The sequence below is a fragment of the Rhodococcus sp. MurmanLake-1 genome, assembly GCF_056945715.1.
Genome location: NZ_JBWZNF010000001.1, coordinates 590,865 through 612,056 on the forward strand (window position 1 = coordinate 590,865; position 21,192 = coordinate 612,056).

Annotated in this window: 8 protein-coding genes; 3 read left to right on the forward strand and 5 right to left on the reverse strand. The window is 63.7% G+C overall.

What is annotated here, in order from left to right:
• The first annotated feature begins 28 nt into the window (after positions 1 to 28).
• The 3 genes from AC2ETI_RS02645 (at position 29) to AC2ETI_RS02655 (ending at position 4,908) form a co-directional block, all read left to right on the forward strand.
• A complete protein-coding gene (locus AC2ETI_RS02645; protein WP_483633522.1) occupies positions 29 to 820 on the forward strand; it encodes an ABC transporter ATP-binding protein in 792 nt (263 codons plus the stop codon).
• On the forward strand, positions 817 to 2,439 hold the full coding sequence (locus tag AC2ETI_RS02650) for an ABC transporter permease (RefSeq protein WP_483633523.1): 1,623 nt from the start codon (positions 817 to 819) through the stop codon (positions 2,437 to 2,439). Before AC2ETI_RS02645 ends, AC2ETI_RS02650 begins: the two co-directional genes overlap by 4 nt.
• 1,020 nt (positions 2,440 to 3,459) lie before the next feature.
• Entirely contained in the window at positions 3,460 to 4,908 is a 1,449-nt protein-coding gene (locus AC2ETI_RS02655) for an MFS transporter (RefSeq protein WP_483633524.1), read from the forward strand.
• On the opposite strand, the gene AC2ETI_RS02660 is transcribed toward AC2ETI_RS02655, so the two are convergent.
• The 5 genes from AC2ETI_RS02660 to AC2ETI_RS02680 form a co-directional block, all read right to left on the reverse strand.
• Positions 4,857 to 5,702 carry a siderophore-interacting protein gene (locus AC2ETI_RS02660; protein WP_483633525.1) on the reverse strand — a complete coding sequence of 282 codons (846 nt, stop codon included), beginning with the start codon at positions 5,700 to 5,702 and terminating at the stop codon, positions 4,857 to 4,859. The two genes, AC2ETI_RS02655 and AC2ETI_RS02660, sit on opposite strands and share 52 nt — an antisense overlap.
• Positions 5,699 to 7,000 carry an enterobactin transporter EntS gene (entS, locus tag AC2ETI_RS02665; protein WP_483633526.1) on the reverse strand — a complete coding sequence of 434 codons (1,302 nt, stop codon included), beginning with the start codon at positions 6,998 to 7,000 and terminating at the stop codon, positions 5,699 to 5,701. The genes AC2ETI_RS02660 and entS overlap by 4 nt, the downstream gene beginning before the upstream one ends.
• Entirely contained in the window at positions 6,997 to 8,010 is a 1,014-nt protein-coding gene (locus AC2ETI_RS02670; RefSeq protein ID WP_029538034.1) for a Fe2+-enterobactin ABC transporter substrate-binding protein, read from the reverse strand. The genes entS and AC2ETI_RS02670 overlap by 4 nt, the downstream gene beginning before the upstream one ends.
• Positions 8,011 to 8,050: 40 nt before the next feature.
• Positions 8,051 to 20,512: an amino acid adenylation domain-containing protein gene (locus tag AC2ETI_RS02675; RefSeq protein WP_483633527.1), complete on the reverse strand. Its 12,462-nt coding sequence runs from the start codon at positions 20,510 to 20,512 to the stop codon at positions 8,051 to 8,053.
• Between the two features lie 208 nt (positions 20,513 to 20,720).
• Positions 20,721 to 21,173: a flavodoxin family protein gene (locus AC2ETI_RS02680; protein WP_003942217.1), complete on the reverse strand. Its 453-nt coding sequence runs from the start codon at positions 21,171 to 21,173 to the stop codon at positions 20,721 to 20,723.
• Between the last annotated feature and the right edge of the window lie 19 nt (positions 21,174 to 21,192).

The window sequence follows — 21,192 nt, forward strand, 5'->3', positions numbered from 1 at the left end:
CAGGGCTCCGGACAGTTACCCTCGATCGATGCACCCTCTCCCCGAGACAGGCCAGTTGCCTCCCGGACCGATGGCCTTACAGGTGGAACACCTCTGCATGGCGTTCGGCGCGAAAGTTGCTGTGAACGACCTTTCCCTCGCGGTGCCCTCAGGTTCGTTGTTCGGCCTGGTGGGCCCTAACGGTGCGGGAAAAACGACCACACTGTCGATGGCTGTCGGATTGCTTCGCCCGCACTACGGTCGCAGCCTGGTGTACGGCTACGACGTGTGGAACGACCCTGTGGCAGCGAAGAGTCTGCTCGGCGTTCTACCCGACGGTCTGGCGCTACCCGCCCAGTTCACCGGTCATGAACTACTCACCTATTTCGGGCGACTGCGCGGCATGCCAGAGGACGTCATCGCGTCACGACGCGACGAACTGTTGGCCGCGCTCGATCTCGCCGATGCAGGTGGAACGGTCATCGCCGACTATTCAGCGGGTATGACGAAGAAAATCGGGTTGGCCTCGGCCTTGTTGCACGGCCCTCGCTTACTGGTACTGGATGAGCCGTTCGAAGCTGTCGACCCCATTTCTTCGGCCGGAATTCGGAGCATTCTGCTCTCGTTCGTCCACTCAGGTGGCTCGGTCATTCTTTCCAGTCACGTGATGGCCCTTGTCGAACAACTGTGTACTCACATCGGAGTCATCGCAGACGGTCGCGTCGTGGCTTCAGGAACGGTCGACGAGGTGCGCGCAGGCAACACACTCGACGAGGCATTCGTTCGCCTTGTCGGCAGCCGCAATCCCAATCCCGACGGACTGTCATGGATGCGCGCATGAGCATTACGAGCTTGCCGACGACGCGCAGCGCCCCAACCTCACTGTGGCGCACTGTTCTCCGCATGCGCGTGACCCTCTACAAACGTCAATTCACCGGCGGCAGAGCCGTCATCAAAGTCGTGGCAGCACTCTTCGGCGTTCTGGGGGCAGCTCTGCTGTGCCTGCAAGCCTCGGGGACGAGCGCGAGCTCTTCCGAACTCGTCAGCGGCACAACCAGTCTCGCACTGTCGGCTATCGGCGTGATGTGGATCTTGATGCCGATCATGTCTGGTCTGTCAGATGACAATCTTCACCCCAGACATTTCCAACTACTCCCCCTGGAACCCGTCCGACTCGCCAGAGCACTGTTCTCGACGTCGCTGGTCGGTATGACCGTCCCGATCACCGCGTTGGCTGCCGCAGCGATACCGATCTATGCAGCAACCCACCATGCTGCCGCGTTGCCTCTGGCGATCGTTGCGTGGCCCACAACGGTCCTGCTGATGGTCGGCACCTCACGGGTCGCGATGCTGGCGATGTCGCAGCTCCTACGGAGTCGTCGCAGCCGCGAACTGGGACTGTTGGCATTCGGCACGTTCTTCGGCGGGCTGTATCTGCTGCAATTTCCGCTGCAGAGTCGCCTCGGCACGGTCGTGGACGGCGACGTCACGTGGCCGCTCACGGTCGCGCATTCGATCCCGTTCGCGTGGGGAATCACCAGTGTCGACGCAGCAGCAGGAGGCGCCTGGCTCCTCGCCGCCGGAGCAGTCCTCGCCCTGGTGCTGGTCGATCTCGCACTGCTGTGGTCATGGCAACGCCTGGTCGTTCGCTACTTCAACGGGAAGGTCGCAGAATCAGCGGGCGCCACTTCCGTGCAATTGAAGAACCAGGGCCGCGACATTCGAACCGGTTGGCGCGCATCCCGACTGGGCACCGTCATCTCTCGCGAGCTTTCGCTCTGGCACGGCGACATGCGCCGACGAACACAACTGCTCTCCGTTGCCATCATGACCTTGGTCTCCGGCTTCGGACCGCTGATCTCGTCATCGATCCCCTTCTCCGCCGCATGGGGTGCCTGGTTCCTGATCTACCTGGCAATGGCAGCCGGATCGAATCTGTACGGATTCGACGGCGCATCGATCTGGCATCTGGTGATGATCCCCGAAGCCGCTGCCGCTGACGTCCGGGGCCGACAAATCGCGTGGGCGATCGTGATGACACCCTTCGTGGTCGTCGCAACAGCTGCTGTACGGATCTTCGGGGACCTCGGGACCGACCGACTGGCCGTGCCGCTCGCCGTCGGCATTTCGATGATGGGAGTCGGTGCAGGACTGGCAGTGGCGATATCCGCCAAAGCCCCCTACCCGGTCCCGGAGATGAAGAAGTCGTTCTCCCTCAACACCCGCGGATCCTTCAACGGCTCGTCCTTCGGACTGATCATCCTCGCCATCGTCATCTTCGCCGCGACAACGGCGCCCGGCGTGCTACTAGGAGCGCTGCTACCGAACCCGGTGAACTATTCCGCCATCCCTGTCGCTGTTGCGATTGGTGCATTTGGTGCTTGGATCGGAGGCCGCGTCGCGATCACCCGTATGCAACGCGAGCCGGATCGGATTCTGTTCGCGGTTACCACCGCATGATCGTTGCCCAGATAGTCCGAGAATTTCTGGGCGTCAGCGCAGTAGCCGCAACTTGCACCAAAAAACTCAGTCTGGGCAATCGGATTATCAGGGAGCCAGGTAGCGCAGCTCAACGGGTTCGGTCCTCGCATATCGCCGCCGGGCTTTCGTGACATAGCTTCCGCTCGAGCCGAACCATTGCCCTGGAAACATCGCACCACCAAGATGTTTGGCATGCCCCCGGAGCACCACGGTTCCGTACGTGTCGCCGAACGTCCCGGCCGATGCGGGAACTGCGCGCACCCCGCCCCTTCGCTGGAGCGCGGCTGGATCGAGCGCTGCCTCAGGTTCGCACCGCAGCCCGCTCGGTGTGCAGAAATCCTGGTGATGGACCACTACACCGGAGCGATGGAATTCTGCCGGTGCCGACATCCGTTCCACGGGTCCTGATCGCGCCGGATCCTCGAGATCCGCTGTCGAGCCGAGTCCCTCGGCGCCCCGGCTCGACAGCGAAATCACACCTGAATCAGCTCAGCGAGCTCAGCAGCGGCTCGAGAAGCTTGTAGAGCTCGAAGATTCCGATGATCGTTGAAATAGAACCCATGATGATCCTCCGTGATTCGTGAACTTTCCGTGACGTCGCGTCACAGGCAGAAAGCTAACAAACCCGGCATTCAAACGGGGACCTTGGATGTGTCCGGCAGATGAACTCCCTGCTGGCAGAGCCCTTTTGGTGACCAGCGTCATGTTCGACGAGAAATACGCCTCATCGTCACATCACCTGACCCTGACCGACCACAACATCGAAAGTCTGCCGGTTGTGGTCTCGCGATACTTCGCGCCAATTCCGCCCCATCCGACTCTTGCTTTGTGCGCTGAATCCGATTACATTTCTCCACAATAACGGTACGCGTAACGCAATAACAAGACGCCCTACTGCACTGACCGATATACCCAGTGCCACAACCCTTCCGGACTCTTGCTGGGGCGGCGCTTCGTCGTGTCCAGAAGCTCCTCACTCCCCGACCGAAAGAGAGCACGATGACCACAGAGAGCATCTCCGGAAATCAGCCGCGACCGGTAGCAACTATCGCAAGCCTGACCCTGCTGATCGCTGCCGTGGCCGCGCTCGAAAGCATCATCGTCCCCGCACTCCCCCTGATACAGAGAGACTTCGGAGTGACGGCCGACGTCGGAGCGCTCGCATCCGTCGCTCTGACGTTGAGCACTGTTCTCGTCACGCCGATGGCCGGGCGAATAGCCGACGTGTACGGCGCCCGCCCCACCTTGCTCGCGATCACGACAATCGTCGTCCTGGGCGGCAGCGTGTCCGCTCTTGCAACGATCTTCCCGCTGTTCGTCCTCGGCCAGTTTCTCCAGGGATTCGGGCTCGGGTTGCTTCCCGTGAGCTTCGTGGTCCTACGACGCACTTTGTCCTCGGACCGACTCAAGACGGCCACGGGTTTGCTCGGGGCTGTCGTCGTGGCCGGCGGCGCTCTGGGAGTCGTGCTGGCGGGACCCGTCGCGGAAAACGTCTCACGCACCGCGATGTATGCAGTTCCGACCGCGTTCGTTTTGCTCGGCGCAATTGCTTTTGCCGTGAGCGCACCACGAGATCACATGTCGAACGTCGGCGGCCGACTCGATTGGCTGGGAGCTGCTGGATTGGCTCTGGGGTTGTTGACGCTGACGGCGTGGCTGGCGAGCGCATCGAGCAACGGGTGGGGCGCACCGACGTCGATGCTGCTGCTTCTCGCTTCCGCTGCCGTGTTCACGATCTGGGCCAGGTATCAGAGCCGGACAACCGAGCCGATGGTCGACCTGACGATGATGCGGCATCGTTCGATGTGGAGCGCCGTGGTCGTCGGCGTGGTTTTCGGGTTCACTTACGGCGCTGTTGTCTATCTACTTCCGCAACAACTCGCCGTGCCGGAGGAGAGTGGATTCGGCCGCGGTGCGTCGACCAGCGCCATCGGCTTCCTACTGTGCGTCGGCTACGGCGCAGCGGTGATCGCGTCGGTGATCTCCGGAAAGCTCGCACAACGGGTCGGCACGAAAGCCATTGCGGTAGCGGGGGTTGCCTTTCTCGGCCTGAGCGGCGCCGTCGGGGTCTTTGCAACCACGATGTGGCAGATCGTTGTGGTGCTGATCCTTGCGGGTACCGGCGTTGCCGCCGCGTCGACGGCAGTGTTCGTCATCTCCGCCGACAGCGCACCGGCAGACCGCGTAGGTGTCACGACGGCAATAGTCACGATCGCCAGATCGCTGGGTTCTGCTGTGGGAACCCAAATTGCCGCCGGGATCATCGCGAGCGCGACTTCATCCGGCGGCCTTCCCCAGCACTCGGCATTCGCCACGGCTTTCGGAGTGGCGGCAATCGTTGCGATTGTCGGACTCGTTGTCGCGGTGACGATGCCGAAACCGGCGTCAACCGATGTTCAGTGGTCGTCGTCGTCCTCGTCGAAGTCTGCGACTCCGCGCTTCCAGTAGCCCGTGATCAGGTGGTCGCCCGAACTCAGGCCGAGTTCGTCGCGCACGAATCTGCGAATCGGCTTGAGACTGGTGGCCTCACCGGAGATCCAGGCGTAGAGGCGCTCACCTTCGGGCACGGTGACCGTCCGGACTGCCTGCTCGAGCAGATCCGAGTGACCGGCTGGGACGTCACCGCGGTGCAGCCATCGCACCTCGACTCCTTCCGGAACAGTGAGTTCGATTTCCTGTGAAGGGTCGGTGATCTCGACGAACACCCACCCGGCGGCAGCAGCGGGCATCATCTCGAGCCAACGAGCAATGGCAGGAAGGGCGGTGATGTCACCGGCCAGCAGATAGCGGTCGTACGTCCATGGAACTACGACGCCGCCGGGCGGACCTGCCACGTGCACCCGAGTGCCGACGGTGGCCGCCTGAGCCCAATCAGAGGCGTACCCACCTTCGTGGAGCGCGAAGTCGAGGTCCAGCTCCCCCGCCTCGGCGTCGTATCGACGGACGGTGTACTCACGCGAGATCGGCAATGGACGAGGCCACTTCAGGCTGAATCCGTCGCGTTCAGGTAGACGCAAAGTTCCGTCTGCATCCGGGTACACCAGGCGGACGTGCTCGTCGGGAGCGTGCGATTCGAAGCCCTCCAACTCCGGTCCACCCAAGGTCAGACGCAACAGTCCGGTCCCGACCATTTCGCTGCGAACAACTTCGAGTTCGCGAATGCCGATGGGGTACGGCACTTTTGCGCCGGTGGTTCCCGCCAGAACTTCGGCGATGGTCGCGAGGTGGTCTCCTCGGTTCATGAACTACCTTCCTTTTCCGGCGGAGCATTCCCCACCGGCACAGTGTTTTCGGAGCGATCGACTTCGTTGATATCCGAAGTTACCCGGCGCACCGAACCCAATGCTGCCAGGAACACCAGGCCCAGTGTCACACCGGCGAGCCCCAAGACCAGTAGCGCGGCGCCAGGCTCGAGCCACTGCCCGAGGAACCCGGCTGCCATCGAACCGATCGCCGTACCCGTGACGGCTTGCACCATCCACAGACTCGACACGCGTCCGCGCAATTCGTCCGGCGTGTTCTGTTGAAGGACTGCAAATCTCAGAATGTCGTTGAGTGCGCGGCCGAGGCCGAATCCGGCCAGGCCCAGGAACGCGACAATCGCTGCTCCCGACGCACCCAGTACCACCAGGCCGAGAGGCATCAGCGCAACAGAGATCAACATCGCGGCGCCGTTGCGGTGGACTCGTCCCGTCCACCCGCTGGTGAGGGAACCGACCACAGCGCCGACAGCGGGGGCGCCGTAGAGCAGACCGAGCATGGTGGGTCCGCCGCCGAGAACCTGGTCGACGAAGGCAGGCAGCAACACCATCGGCCCGCTGACGAACATGACCAACAGACCGCTGATCAGGATGCCGCGAATGACTGTGTGCGTGCCGGCGAATTTCACGCCGGTCACAAGCGCGCGCATCGGGCTTTCGTGATTCGTGCCCGGTGCAGGGGAAGGGCCGATGGCTTGGAACAACGTGACAGTTGCTGCGGTGGCCACCGCAGCAACAAAGTATGTCGCGGGGATGCCGCCGGAGGCGATGATCACGCCGGCGATTGCCGGCGAGATCATCGTCCCGATGTCGGTGGTCAGCGCTACCAAAGCGCCGGCCGCAGCCATCTTGTTGCGCGGCAACAACGTCGGCATCAAAGCCATCAAGGCCGAGCTGCTGACACCGCCGGCCAAGCCGTCGACAGCTGCCGCGACGTAGATGACCCACATCGACGGGTGTGGCAAGAGCGCATTGCACCCGAGAATGACAAAGCCGAGACCCGCAGCACTGCGGGCCAACTGGATGGTGCGTCGCCGGTCGTAACGATCAGCGAGCACACCGCCGAACAGGCTGCCGAAGAACATGGCGATGGCCATCGCCGTGGACACTCCGGCAACCTGCAAGGTCGACCCGGTGAGCTGGTAGGTCTGCGCGGGAACGGCTACGACGAGCAGTCCGATCCCGAGCAGCGAGATCAATCGCGCGGAAAACGCGTACCTGAATGGACGGCTGGTCCGCAACGGTGAAACATCGATCACCAGCCCACCGAATCGAGTCATGCGAAGGTCTGGCCGATCAGGTCGAGCGTAGCCATTGCGCCGTCGTAGTCAGGACGGTAGCTGGTGGCGGGGAGCTCGAACGTCGTGCCTGCCTTGAAGGACGGCAGCTGCGAGTAGAGCGGATCGGTGGCAAGTTCGGCCATCGGGCGACCGGACACCGGAATCACAAAGGCGACAGGAGCATCGGCGACCTGCGAGAGCAGTTCCGGGCTGACCTCGAACGAGTCACCCGAGCCGAAGAGCTGCGGGTTGCCGGCCTTGGCCATGACGTCGTCGGCCTTGAAACCGAGCTCGGCGAGCATCGCGGGGAGCGCTGCCGTCGGCGGCACGAGGTACGGCTTGTTGTTGGCGAGCGAGAGAATGTAGACGACGTTGCCCTCGGGAACCTTGATCTTGCCCTTGACCTCTTTGACCTTGTCGTCGTACGCGCTGATCAGTGCCGGAACCTTGTCCGAACGACCTGCGGCATCGGCGACGATCTCGAGCTGCTTGTCCCAGTTGGCAACCGTCTTGGGGACCAACACGGTGGGTGCGATAGCGGTCAGCTGGTCGTAGAGTTCCTCGGCCTGAACCGAGGTGATGCCCTGTCCACCGCCGATGATCAGGTCGGGTTCAGCCGCCGCGACGGCTTCGATGTTGAGCTGCTCGCCGGCCGGCAATTCCTTGGTGCCCTGCGCCTTTGCGGCATCCGACCATGCCGGCGGGAATCCACCGTCGAGGTTCGTGACACCGAGGACGCGGGTATCGGTGGCAACCACCGGTGCGTCCAGGGCGTACAGGTATCCGGCGAGACCGCCGCTCAGAACCACGATGCGCTCCGCCGACGCGGGCACGGTGACCGAGCCCTTTTCGGTTTCGATCACGCGGGTCGTGGGCTCTGCGGCCTTGGTCGGTTCGTCGTTCGAATCGCTACTGCAACCGATCATCGCCACGAGTGCGACGATCAGCAACCCTGCGATGGCGACGAATCGTCGCCAACTCCGTATCGCGAGGGGCGGTGTGGACTTCATCATTGAGCTCCCATTGTGTTTCAACTGTGTGGTTTTCAAACTATGTGGCCGTGCGTTTCGACAAATGGCTGTCGAGCAGCGGGGCAATGGCCGCCCACCCGGCTGGGGTCACCAATCCGGCGTGGTCGTACGGCAGATGGTGTACTGCCATGTCCCGGTCCCCGCGGACTCTGCGCCAGCGATCGGCCAGCAGCTGTCCGGACGCCTCGGCGTCGGCGGTGATCAGAGTAACCGGTCCGTCGTGGGTTGTGTCAGTCGAGCGGGCCACGAGCAAACGAGTGGCATCAAAACCCGCCCGAACAGCCTCGACCAGTCCCGGTGCCTGAGTGAGGATCTCGGGTGGCAGGGCGGCGGCCAGATCTCGGTCGTCGGCATCGTCGCGACCGCGATCGTCACGATCTCCCAGTGGATGAGTATCGATCAGACCGGCGAACTCCACCCTCTCGCCGGTACCGACCAGCTGAGCCGCCATCGCGGCAACGACGTTGCCACCGAACGAGTAGCCGAGCAGGTGGTACGGCCCGCTCGGCTGAACGCCCCGAATCGACTCGACGTACATCGCTGCCAGTTGGTCCACGTTCGTCGGTTCGAGTGGCTCACCGGCAACTGTGGGAAGTTGCAGGCCGAACAGTGGACGGTCAGCCTCGAGGACACCGATCAAAGGTGCAAAGGGCCAAGCGAATCCACCGGCCGGATGCACGCAGAACAGTGGTTCTTCGCTGCCTTCGGCTCGGAGTGTCAGAAGGCGATCGCGACTTAAATCGATTTCGGACGCCGACTCGCCAAGGTGTGCTGCAAGTTCTGCAACTGTCGGACGGGCCATCAGCGTTCCCACACCGACGCTCACCGACAGGTCGTGCTCCATCTCCCCCACCAGTCGCATGGCTCGAAGCGAGTCGCCGCCGAGATCGAAGAAGCTCTCTTCGGGATCGACGGCCTCGACGCCGAGTACCCGCGCAAAGACCTGGCACAGTTGCCTTTCCATCTCGGTTCGCGGTGCTCGGGCCGCTGCTCGGGCGGGGGGTGCCGGCAACGCACCGCGGTCCAGTTTTCCGTTGGGCGTCAGCGGGATCGAATCCACGACGACGATGTCCGACGGAACCAGGTGTGCCGGTACGCGTTCCCGCAACGCAGCTCGCAGATCGACTGCATCAGCGCCGGGTTCTTCGATGACGTACCCGACCAGTCGCGGCGGCCCACCGCCTTCGCTACGGACTGACGCTGCCGCTCTCAACACTCCCGGCAACGACGCCAGCGCGGATTCCACTTCACCCAATTCGATCCGAATGCCTCGGATCTTGACCTGATGGTCTGCGCGACCCAGATATTCGAGTTCGCCGTCGCGGCGACGCAGAACGACGTCACCCGTGCGGTACATGCGGTGACCGACCGAGTAGGGATCAGCGACGAATACGGAAGATGTCAGCGCGGTCCGGTGAAGGTAACCCATCGCCGTGCCGTCACCGGACATGTACAGCTCGCCCGCCGCTCCGATCGGAACCTCCCGCAGCCCCGAATCGAGTACCCGCGCGGACGCGTTCAGAATCGGACGACCCAAGCACGGTGTCTCGCTCCCCTGAACCGGGGATCCCATCGCGTTGATCGTGAACTCCGTCGGCCCGTAAAGGTCGTACCCGTCGACACCGTCCTGATCGCGCAATCGCGACCACAGTTCGGCAGGTACAGCTTCTCCTCCGAGCATCACCAACACAGGCGTCCGCTCCCCGTCGAGGAGACCGGCGGCCATCAGTTCCCGTGCATACGAGGGGGTTACATTCACGACGTCGATACCGACTTCGCGGTAATGCTTCACCAGAGACGCGGGGTCCAGTCGCGCCTGCTCGTCGATCACGTGAACTTCATGCCCCGCGAGCAACCAGAACAGTTCCTCCCACGACATGTCGAACGAGAACGAGACTGTGTGCGCGATGCGCAAACGTCGGCCACCCACACTGTTTTCGGTCGGAGTGAAGATCTCGGCCTTGTGATTGTGATACATCGTCGTCAACCCGCGGTGACCCACCACGACGCCCTTGGGTTTTCCGGTACTGCCCGAGGTGTAGATGACGTAGGCAGGCTGGTCCGGTGAGGTCGGCCCGCACACCGCGGCCTCGTCGACTACAGGTGCCGGGGACTGCCCGTCGAGTACCCCGGTTACGTCCGGGTCGTCGAGGACCAGACATACCTGTCCGTCCGGAACAACAAGGTCACGCGTCTGAGTCGTGGTGATCACCAGCGCCGCATCGCTGTCGAGGATCAGTTCGCGCAGGCGTGCCGGCGGGTGAGCCAGATCCAAGGGAAGGTATGCCGCTCCGGTTCTCATGACCGCGAAGATCGCTACGACGTGATCGGCGGTACGCGGAAGTGCGAGCGCCACAACACGGGTCGATCCCGCGCCTGGCACCGACTGCCCCAGCGCCGAAGCGAGTATCCGTGCCAGCCTGTCCACTCGAGTGTTCATCTCGGCTGCGCTCAGTGTGACGTCTCCGAAGACCAGCGCCGTCTCGTCCGGAGTTGCCGCTGCCCTTTCGCGGAGCAAGGCGTCCACGCTACCGCCGGCCTGGTCCGGCCGCGGCATCACAATGTGCTCCGAAGCGAATTCCGCGGGGGTGCGCGAAAGCGGAACCGCCGTGTCCGCCACCGTGGCGGTATCGGAATTCGCCATCACTTCGAGGATCGTGATGGTGCGTGAAAGAACGTCCCGAGCCACGTCGTGGGGAATCAGGTCGGGACGATTTTCGAGAGTGAGCGCCATCGGCGCATCCCCGACCCCCGGATCCACGTCGAGCGTGAGCGCATAGTGGGTGCCGTCCACTGCGTCGAACCCGACGATTCCACTGCGCCCGAACGTGTCTCGACGTGCCTGTTCGTCACGAGGCGTGTTGCGGAAGACGTAGAGCGTGTCGAACAGTGTTGCGAACCCAGCGCTTCGCTGCACGTCGCCGAGCCCGAGATGGTGATGCCCCAGCAGCGAACCCTGTTCACGGAACAGGCGTCCGAGCAACGCCGAGATCTCCTCGCCTGGCCGGACCCGGACACGCACGGGAATGGTGTTGAGCGCCAAGCCCACCATGCGGTCGGCGCCCTCGACCTCGGGTGAACGTCCCGAAACCGTCGATCCGAAGACCACGTCGTCACGCCCCGTCACGGCGCGCAATGCCAGGCCCCACGCCGCAGAGACGACGGTGGACAGCGTCACTCCGCTACGTCTGGCCAGCTCGCGAACGTGCTCGGTGATGCTCTGTTCGAGCTGAACGCGGGTGAACACCGGCAACGGAGCGCGTCCGCCTGATCCCGTACCACCCACGAGTGTGGGTTGCTCGAGATCCGCGAGGTAGTCCTTCCAGGACGAGAGGGCGTCCGTGCGATCCGCTTCGGCGATCCATCGCAGGTGATCACGGAAGTCCGCAGGCTTGTCGAGCGCGCCGTCGAGTCCAACCGGGTCCGTGCCGTGAGTGCGAGCAAACTCGTAGAGCGCAAACAACTCCGCGTACATCAAGGTCTGCGACCAACCGTCGGTCAGCAGGTGGTGCTGAGTGAAGACGAGATGCGCTCCCCCACCCGGTAACCAGACCAGCACCATTCGAATGAGTGGTGGTGCACTCAAGTCGAAGAGCGTGCCGAATTCGGCCTCGTCGACGGCGCGAACCTCGCGATCGATGTCCTCGGTCGCAACTGCGCTCAGATCGATCTCGCGGAAAGGCATTTCGGCTGCCCTGGGCACGAACTGCACCGGAGCGTCGAAACCGGCGTGTGTGAAGCCGGCCCGCAGGTTCGGATAGCGCCGCAAGAGCGCATCCCCCGCTGCTCGGAGTGCGCGAACGTCGACGGCAGCATCGGCGGAGAACTCGAATCGCGGCTGCATGTGATAGACATCCGTACCGCCGGCGCCGTCGAGAACCGACTGGAAGTACATGCCTTCCTGCAATGGACCGAGTGGTAGCACGTCCTGCCATCCCGGGCTCAGCGACTCGAGCCGTGCCCGACGATCCGCATCGACGGCTACGAGTGGGCTCGGCACACGATCCGGCGCGGTGTCGGGCAATGCCTTTCGGTCCACCTTGCCGTTGAGGGTGAGCGGGAGTGCTTCGAGCACCGTGATGCTCTGCGGCACCATGTGCTCGGGGAGCAGCCGCGCAATCTCCTTGCGCACCAGTACCGAATCGAGCGTGGTTCCACCTTCGGGAACCACATATCCGTGCAGACTTCCGGTACCCGCCGCATCGACACGGACGGTGGCTGCCGCGCGGAACACACCGGCCACCGATCCGAGCGCGCCTTCGACCTCGCCGAGCTCGATGCGGAAACCGCGAACCTTCACCTGATCGTCCGCACGACGAAGGAAGTGCAAAACCCCTCGCCTGCGTCGGACCAGATCACCGGTGCGGTAGAGGCGTGCCCCCGGCAGAGAAGGATCGGCAACGAACCGAGCTACGGTCAGATCGGGGCGATTCAGGTATCCGCGGACCACCTGCGCGCCGCCCAGATACAGCTCGCCCGCAACGCCTTCCGGAACCTCACGCAGGTCGTCGTCGAGGATTCGCACGTGCACGTCGGTCCAGGGCTGACCGATCGTGACTCGGTCGCCGGTCGTGATGACCGAAGATGTCGCCCACACCGTGGCCTCGGTGGGTCCGTAGACATTCCGGACCGAAGCAGCGTTGGCCACCAGATCGTCAGCCAGATCCTGCGGGAGGGCTTCCCCTCCCACCAGGGCTCGCACCATGGCGAGCCCGACTGCGTTCTCGTGTTCGGTGACCACTCGCCACAGCGCCGGCGTTGCCTGCATCACTGTCGCATTGCTTGCGATGATCAACGCCGACAACGCATCCGGATCGCGAACCGTCCTGCGGTCTGCGATCACGACAGTCGCGCCCGCTGCGAGCGGGCACAGCAACTCGAGTGCGGCGATGTCGAACGACACCGTTGTCACCGCGACGATGCGATCGCCCGGCCTGATCCAGCAATCCTCGAGTACCGTGTCCGCGAAGGCCGCGAGGTTGCCCGTCGAGACCATCACGCCCTTGGGGCGACCCGTCGAACCGGAGGTGTGGATCATGTAGGCGAGGTGATCACCCGCCGCGGGCGGTGAAGGAAGCACAACGCCCGAGTTGGTGAACTCACCGTCCACGAAGACACTCGTGGCGACCGTCGACGGAAGTTGCCCGGCGCTGTCGATACTGGTCAGGACACACACCGGGGCCGCGTCCTCGATCATGAACTCGAGCCGCTCACTCGGGTAGTCGACGTCGAGTGGCAGGTACGCCGCACCAATACGCAGTACCGCGAGCAGTCCGGCCACCAGATCCGCATCTCGATCGAGCGCGACGGCGACTACCTTCTCGGGTCCGGCGCCGGCCGCGAGAAGTTCGCGGGCCAGCTCGTCGACGCGCGCCGACAGTTCCCCATAGGTAATTCCGACCTCGCCGGAGATCACCGCGACGTCGTCGGGGTGACGGCTGACGTGTCGAGCGAACAACTGCGAGATCCCCGACGGCGGCGTCGCGCGTCGGCCCGGATCGCGATCCCACTTGCTTTCCGACAATCGCAGATCCGCGACGACAGTGCTGTTTTCGTGACCGAGGACCGCGATCACACCGTCGAGCAATGCGTCCGCAGTCGCGCCGTCGAACAGCCCGGCATCAACCGTCAATCGAAGTTCTGTTGCGGTTCGGACGAATTCGAGGTCGACGCTATTTCCGGGCGAGTGACCGACACGGGCAGCGAACAGACTGCTGGTGGGACGCCCGAGTAGATCGGCGATTCGGTCCAGGCTGACATCAGAATGCGCAAGTGCCTCAGAGACAGCGTTTTCGACTCGTCGAACGACATCGGCAATTCTCGGCCGACCGGACAGATCGACCCGAATCAGGCTGTCAGTCCCTTCCAAGAACAGTCCGACCGCAAGGTCCCGACCGCCACCGAAGCCGTTCAGCGTCGCCGCCACTGCGGCCAACAGCACCGCGTCGAATCCTGATCCGTCACCGAACCGAGCATCGCGTAGCTGACGAACGTAGGTGTGCGGGCGGTACTCTTCGCCGCGCGGGCGATCGTAGGGAAGGTCCGTTTCGAGGGGCAAGCCCGCGAGCGTGCGAACCCAATACCGCTCGTGATCAGGATTTCCCGCCACTGCCGGGGCGCGGAACGTCGCCACGGTCACGGCGGGTCGATCGACGACAGCAACCGAATCCGGCGAGAACTTCTTCTGATCGACGCGTGCGGCCACGGCAAGACCGAGGGGGGTCGGGGTGTCGAAGACATCGGAGACGACGACGCGTATTCCCAGCTTCCGCAGACTTCCCACCAACCGCATCGCTGTGAGCGAGTGACCGCCGAGAGTGAAGAAATTGTCACCCGGATCGACGTCGGGAATCTCCAACACCGTTGCGACACAGGCGCACACTGCATCGACGACCGCGGGATCGACATCGATCGCTTGATCAGACGCAGCCGCCTTTTTCGTGACAGCCACCTTTTTCGTGACAGACACCGCATCGGCAACGGACGCTGCCTGTCGGACAACCGTGAGCACCGCGGATGCGGGAGCTGTCGGCTCGGTCAGCAACCCACGCAGGATCTCCGCGAGCCGTGTGACCATTCGCTGCGCCGTGGCTTCGGAGACAACTGCCGGATCGTGGTACAGGACCAGATCCAGACCGGTGCTCGGCGGCGCCATCAACGTCATCGGATAGTGCGTGACTCCGCGGTTGGTGAATCCCTCGACTCGAAGTGTGTGCGATGCAGGCTGTCCCGCACCGGAGTTCGGGAAGTTCTCGAACACCAGGAGCGTGTCGAACAGTTGACCGATCCCGGCGATGCGTTCGATCTCGGCCAAACTGGTGTGCTCGACGTCCACGATGTCGAACTGCGCGTTCTGCAGACCGACGAACTGATCCAGCAAGGGCTGATCCGCGACGATGTCGAGGCGGGCCGGAATCGTGTTGCTGAACAACCCGACCATTCCCTCCACCCCGGAGAGTTCGGCAGGTCGGCCGGACACCGTGGCCCCGAACACGACGTCCCACTGTCCCGTCGCTTCGGCGAGCGCCGCTGCCCACGCACCCTGAACCAGGGTGTTGACCGTCAGCGCTCGCGCACGACCGAGTTCGATCAGCGCTTCGGCGTCCGATGTCGCGAGAGGAACCTCGAGCGCGACGGGCACACTTCGCGGCGCCCCTGCGTCGGCAACGAGAGTCGGCGCGGTGAGCCCACGCAGACGCTCACTCCACACTGCGCGGGCAGAGTCCTGATCACGGCCGGCGATCCATGCCAGGTAGTCGCGATACGGCGTCGGCGCAGGAAGGTGCGCATCGCCGTCGTGGTAGACGTTCATCAGCTCGCGCAGGACGATCGGAGTCGACCACCCGTCGGTGAGCAGGTGATGCGCATTGAGGACCAAACGGTGCACCCCGCCGGGCAGCCGAATCAGCAGCGCACGCAGCAGAGGCGGTGTACTGACATCGAAGACGTAATCGGCGGCCTCGTCCTCGAGCTGATCTGCAGAGCGGAATGCAGTGTCAGCTGGAACGGAGGTCAGGTCGACCGAACGCCACTCGACTTTTGCGCCGCGCGGAATGATCTGAACGGGCCGTTCGAACTGCTCGTAGTGGAAAGCTGCGCGTAGGTTCGGGTGCCTGTCGATCACGGTCTCGAACGCGTCGGCCAACTTCACCTCGTCCAACGGGCCGGAGAGGTCGAAGCGTGCAGTAAGTGTGTAGACGTCTGCTTCGCCGTCACGGACCGCATGGAACAGGAGGCCTTCTTGTAGCGGCGACAGCGGAAGTACATCGGCAAGCGGTCCGTGGACGGCTTCGAGTTCGTTGATCCCGGCTTGATCGACCACCGCGCCCTGGCCGAAGATCGTCGCCGAGCAATCGGAAGGCGTCAAACCACCCTCGAAGAGCGCGGCATGCGCGGTCAGTGCAGCGAGCGCACGTTCCCAATGCTCTTGCAGCTCGACGATCGTCGCGGCGTCGAGCACTGAACCCGCCGCAGTCCATTCGACTGCCAGCGTCGTCGAGTCGTCCTCTCGGACAAATGCGTTGAGCGCCAGCACTTCCGACATTGCCTTGCTCGCCGGTTCGATGACCGCGAATGGATCCTGCTCCGGCAATCGCCATCCGGTTCCGGGTAGGGACGGGAAGCGGCCGAGATAGTTGAGCAACAGTTCAGGTGTAGCGCACGCGGAAAGGTCAGGTGCGGTGTCGCGATCCAGATGCCGCAGAACTCCGTAGCCGACTCCACCTCCGGGTACGGCGCGTTTTGCTTCCTTCACCGCACGAAGCAGATGCCCGGCAGCTGCTCCGCCGCTCAGTGCGTCGGCAAGATCGTCTGCGGTGAGCAGTGCATCGGTGGGAACCCGGACGGGGAACTCACTGGTGAACCACCCGATGGTTCCGGCGAAGTCGGTGTCGCTGGTGAGCGCGTCGCGGCCATGGCCTTCGACGGTGACTGTCTGCGCGGGCAGGCCGATGAGGCCGCGGCCGTGCTGCCATGAGCGCAAGGCAAGCATCAAACCCGCGAGAAGCACTTCGTCGGCCTTGGCTCGATACGCCGCCGGAAGCGTGGTCAACAGCGCGTCGGTGACAGCCGGGGGTGCAACAGTTGTCGTGCGAGAGGCGGTTGCGGTGAGGTCGACTTTCGGGTCGAGACGACGACTGCCGATCGGCTCGTCGTCCGCCTGTACCGACGCGGACTTCCAGTACTCGAGCTCCGATGCCATGCTGCCCGAGGTCCCGAATTCTGCGAGCAACCCCGCGTATCGGCGCCACGAACTTCCGCCAGCACCCAGCCGGGCCGACCTACGCTCGCGCGCTGCATCGGTAGCTTCGTGGAGGTCTGGAAGCAGAATTCGCCAGGACACACCGTCGACGATCAAATGGTGAGCCACGACGATCAATTGGTCGGGTCGACCGGCCTCGGTATTGACCAGTACGACTCGCAGGAGTTCACCGGCGCGTGGGTCGAGACTCGCCGCCGACGCCTCCGCGAGCTCTCTGATCCGGGACGGCTCGGAGGTGTCGGACACCTCGTGAACGAGCCCCTCGCTGCGCACCGCGCCGACGTCTCGGACGATCAATTCGGTAGTGCCGCTGTCATTGTCACGGCGCAGGAGCAGACGTAGAGCGTCATGGTGATCGAGGATCGTCTGCACGCCGGACTGCAGGTCGCCAAGCGAGAGGCCGTCGTCGATGCGCACTGCGGTCCACTGCGTGTAGCCCGCGATTGCCTCGTCTGTCGGATTCTTGTCGATCAGTGCCCGAACGATCGGCGGAGCGATCACGGTGCCGGTCGCCACGTCCGCAACCGAGGCTACGGCGTCGGCGTCATCGGCAATCTCACGCGCCGCAGCGGCGATGGTTCCCAGATCTCGCTGTGCCAGTAGCTCTTTCGGAGCGACGACCAGTCCGCGCACCCGCAGGCGACTGCTGACACTGATTGCCGTGATGCTGTCACCACCGAGGCCGAAGAAATCCTCGTCCACACCGACGCGCTCGCGGCCTAGCACCTCGGCCACCACGTCACAGAGGATTTCCTCGTGTGGTGTGGATGCAGCGCGACCTTCCGATTCGGTGGCCGGGGCTGGTAGTGCCGCACGATCGAGCTTTCCGTTCACCGTGACGGGTAGTTCGTCCAGAACGACGATTGCGGCGGGAACCAGATGATCCGGTACGCGACCGGCGAGGTCTCGGCGCAATTCTTCCTGCGGCGGAAGCGTCGTACCGGCGGCGGCTACAACGTAGCCGACCAGGCTGGGCCGTCCTCCATCCGTACGGATCAGCGCGGCGGCCGCGCCGATTCCGGGCACCGATCCGAGAACAGCCTCGACCTCGCTCAACTCGACGCGATGTCCGCGGATCTTCACCTGCTTGTCGCTACGACCGATGAAGTCGTATCCCCGCCCGGGTACCCAGCGCGCGACGTCCCCGGCGCGGTACATCAGATCTCCCGGAGCCCCGAAGGGATCTGCGACAAAACGCTCGGAGGTCGCTCCGGCGCGACCGAGGTATCCCCTGGCCAATTGCGGTCCGGCCAGATAGAGCTCACCTCGTTCGCCGTCGGCGACCGGTTCGAGCGCGCTGTCGAGCAGGTACGCGCGGGTTCCCGCGAGCGGGTACCCGATACGCGGTCCGGCACCTTCGACCGTGGTCGCGATCGCGTCGACCGTCGTTTCGGTGGGGCCGTACAGGTTTCGAGCGGGAACACCGGATTCGATGATTGCGTCCCACAGTGCGGGCGGTGCCGCCTCGCCGCCCACGACGAGGAGCTGCAACCGCTGCGTACGCAGCAATCCGTTGTCCACCATCGCTGCCGCCATCGACGGCGTCGTGTCGACCACGTCGACGCAATCTCGCTCGAACGCCGCAACCAGGGCAACGGCGTCCTTCTGCAGTTCTTCGTCGTATACGTGCACCCGATGACCACACAGCAGCCACAGCAGTTGATCGAGAGACGCATCGAAGGCGAACGACGCCGTATGCGCGGTGTGCAGTTGCCGATTTCCGACGCGTTCGGCCGTGTCCCGGTAGATGGTGGCGCGGTGATGGTGAAGCAGGTGCGCCAATCCACCACTTCTGACCAGCACTCCCTTGGGCTTGCCTGTCGATCCCGAGGTGTAGATGACATACGCCAGGTGATCACCATGCCGCGCCGTCGCCAGTTCACCGAGTTCGAGTGGAAACTCGGAATGGGCACGGAGTTCTTCGCGCACTGCGGCGGAATCGAGTACGAGCGGGTCGGGTCGAGAATCTCCGACGAGTTGCTCGGCCAGCGCGGAAGTGGTGAGCACCACTTTCGGTTGCGCGTCGTCGATCAGATCCCGCAACCGCTCGGCCGGGTGCTGCGGATCCAGGGCCACGTACGCTGCGCCCGCGTTCAGTGTCGCGAGCAGAGCCACCACCATCTCGGAGGTACGCGGAAGTGCAAGTCCGACAATGTCGTCCGGGCCGACATTGCGAGCCCGAAGCAACCGGGCGAGTTTGTGGACGCGGCCACCGAGTTCTGCGCCTGTCAGACGTTCCTCACCGCACACCAGGACCGTGTCATCCGCATGATCGGCGACGATGCGGTCGAAGACGTCCGGGACGAGGGCGACGGAGCCAGGCACAGGTTCAATTTCACGGCCGGCAAGGATCCGCGCAGCTTCGGGTGCCGGCATCATCTGCACCTGTCCGACGGCAGGATCTCCCTCCCCCACCATCGCGTTGACGATGCTCACGAAACCAGCGAGGCGACGCTGAACCGAATCCCGAGTGTTGGTGCGCGCGTCCACTTCGAACCCGAGGAGAACTTCGCCGTCCGCGATGGGGGTGACCGTCAACCCCAGGTCCTCGGGCGGACCTCCGGCGACGTTACGTAGTACACCCACAGCACCGGCGAAATCGAGGGCGAAGTCGAAAGCCTTGAGATTGATTCCGATCCCGTGAAGCAGTGCGCCCGTGCCGGCGACGCCCAGGTCCCGAGCAAGATTCTCACCGCGGTAGCGCTGGTGTGCGCGCAGGCTTTTCATCGTGGCGGCCACCTGCTTGCTCAGGTCACCGAGTCGATCGTGGCTGCGAATCGTCAACCGGAGAGGCAGAACGTTGACTGCCATGGCCGGGGTCTTGAGTGCCGTGCGCCCCACGCGTGCCATGAGTGGCATCGCGATGACAACATCCGTCTCACCGAGCAACCGGTGGAGAAACGCGCCGTAGCAGGCGATCAGCGCCTCGGCCCACGTTGCTCCCGTCGCGTCTGCCACCTCTTTGAGGCGGCCGAGGGCGTCGGCACTGATGACCTCGCGAACCTGGATCGTTCGTTCCGCCGGACCGGTGACCTGCTGGCCGCGTCCGTCCAACGCAGGCAAAGGCGTCAGGACATCACGCCAATAGTCACGATCTTCGACGAACTGGTTGCCCGCCCGGTACGCCTCGTCCTCGGCGACCAACGCACTCATCGAACCGAATCGCGTTGGTGCGACGTCGGTTCCCTTCTTCGCCGCCGTGTAGTGCGCGGCGACACGACGCGAAATCATGGCTGCGCTGTATCCGTCGACGATCAGGTGGTGATAGAGCTGGATGCACCAGATCTCGCGATCGGACAGCCTGATCAGCGAGTACGTGTACAGAGGGCGCTCCACCATCAGGCGGCAGTACTCGGACGCTCGGCTGCGCTCGGCGTCGACCAGTGCGTGCGCCACGGCTACGGGATCGCGCTCGTCACGAACGTCGGTGATCGGGATGACGCCAACCGGCTCGTCGGAGATGTACTGACGCGGGCCGTCCGCCGTCTCGATCATCCGCAGTCGCATGGTTTCGGCTTCGCCGATCGTCGCCCTGATGGCGGCCGTCAGAAGTTCGGTGTCGATCGGTTCGTCGCCCGAGATTTCGAGCACCTCACCGACGAGATAGCTCCGAGATTCGGGATCAAGCCTCTGTGCGTTCCAAATCCCGAGTTGAGCTCCTGTGAGAGCAAACGTAGCTTCGTTTGCCGCTCCGGAGTTCGAACCTGGAAGAACGCTCACACTGATCCCCTCGTCTGTGGACACACGTCACCCAAGGGTGACCTAACGTCGTTTTGGGTAGCCTAAACTAAATGTCGATGAATCGGGGAATCCGCCTCGCCGGTGACCCGAGAACCGACGGCTCCCGACGCGTTCACCAGAGGACACGCGCTTCTACAACCGCTTGCGGGACAGTCTCTTTCGTGAACCGAAACGAGAAAGTGGAAGGCTAGTCCATCAGCGTTGCTGCGACGGTTCCGCCCAGTTCATAACAACCATCGCGGACAGATTTGTCCACGCTCACAGTCACTTCGAGCGGATCCGCCACCGCGACCAACCCGAGCCCTGTCGCGAGTTTGCGCACCGACGACACGGCACCAGCAGTGTCGTTGTTGCCGTGAACCCACAGGCCGTACGGCCGATCCGACACCGCACCGAGACATTGGTAGTACGTGGTGTCGAAGAAGTACTTGAGCGCACCCGACATGTATCCGAAATTGGCGGTGGTACCGAAAAGATAGCCGTCAGCAGCGAGTACGTCGGGCACCGTCGCCGCCAACGCCGGCATCACCTTCACCTCGACGCCCTCGATCTCCGGATCGCGAGCACCGGCAAGGACTGCATCCAACAATTCGTGGGTTGTCGGCGAGGGCGAGTGGTGAACCACCAACAAAGTCTTCACACACCTGACAATACGGCGA

Bases quoted from the DNA above. Each gene is read 5' to 3' on its own strand.
- AC2ETI_RS02645 (WP_483633522.1), top strand. From the start codon at position 29: ATGCACCCTCTCCCCGAGACAGGCCAGTTGCCTCCCGGACCGATGGCC.
- AC2ETI_RS02650 (WP_483633523.1), top strand. From the start codon at position 817: ATGAGCATTACGAGCTTGCCGACGACGCGCAGCGCCCCAACCTCACTG.
- AC2ETI_RS02655 (WP_483633524.1), top strand. From the start codon at position 3,460: ATGACCACAGAGAGCATCTCCGGAAATCAGCCGCGACCGGTAGCAACT.
- AC2ETI_RS02660 (WP_483633525.1), bottom strand. From the start codon at position 5,702: ATGAACCGAGGAGACCACCTCGCGACCATCGCCGAAGTTCTGGCGGGA.
- entS (WP_483633526.1), bottom strand. From the start codon at position 7,000: ATGACTCGATTCGGTGGGCTGGTGATCGATGTTTCACCGTTGCGGACC.
- AC2ETI_RS02670 (WP_029538034.1), bottom strand. From the start codon at position 8,010: ATGAAGTCCACACCGCCCCTCGCGATACGGAGTTGGCGACGATTCGTC.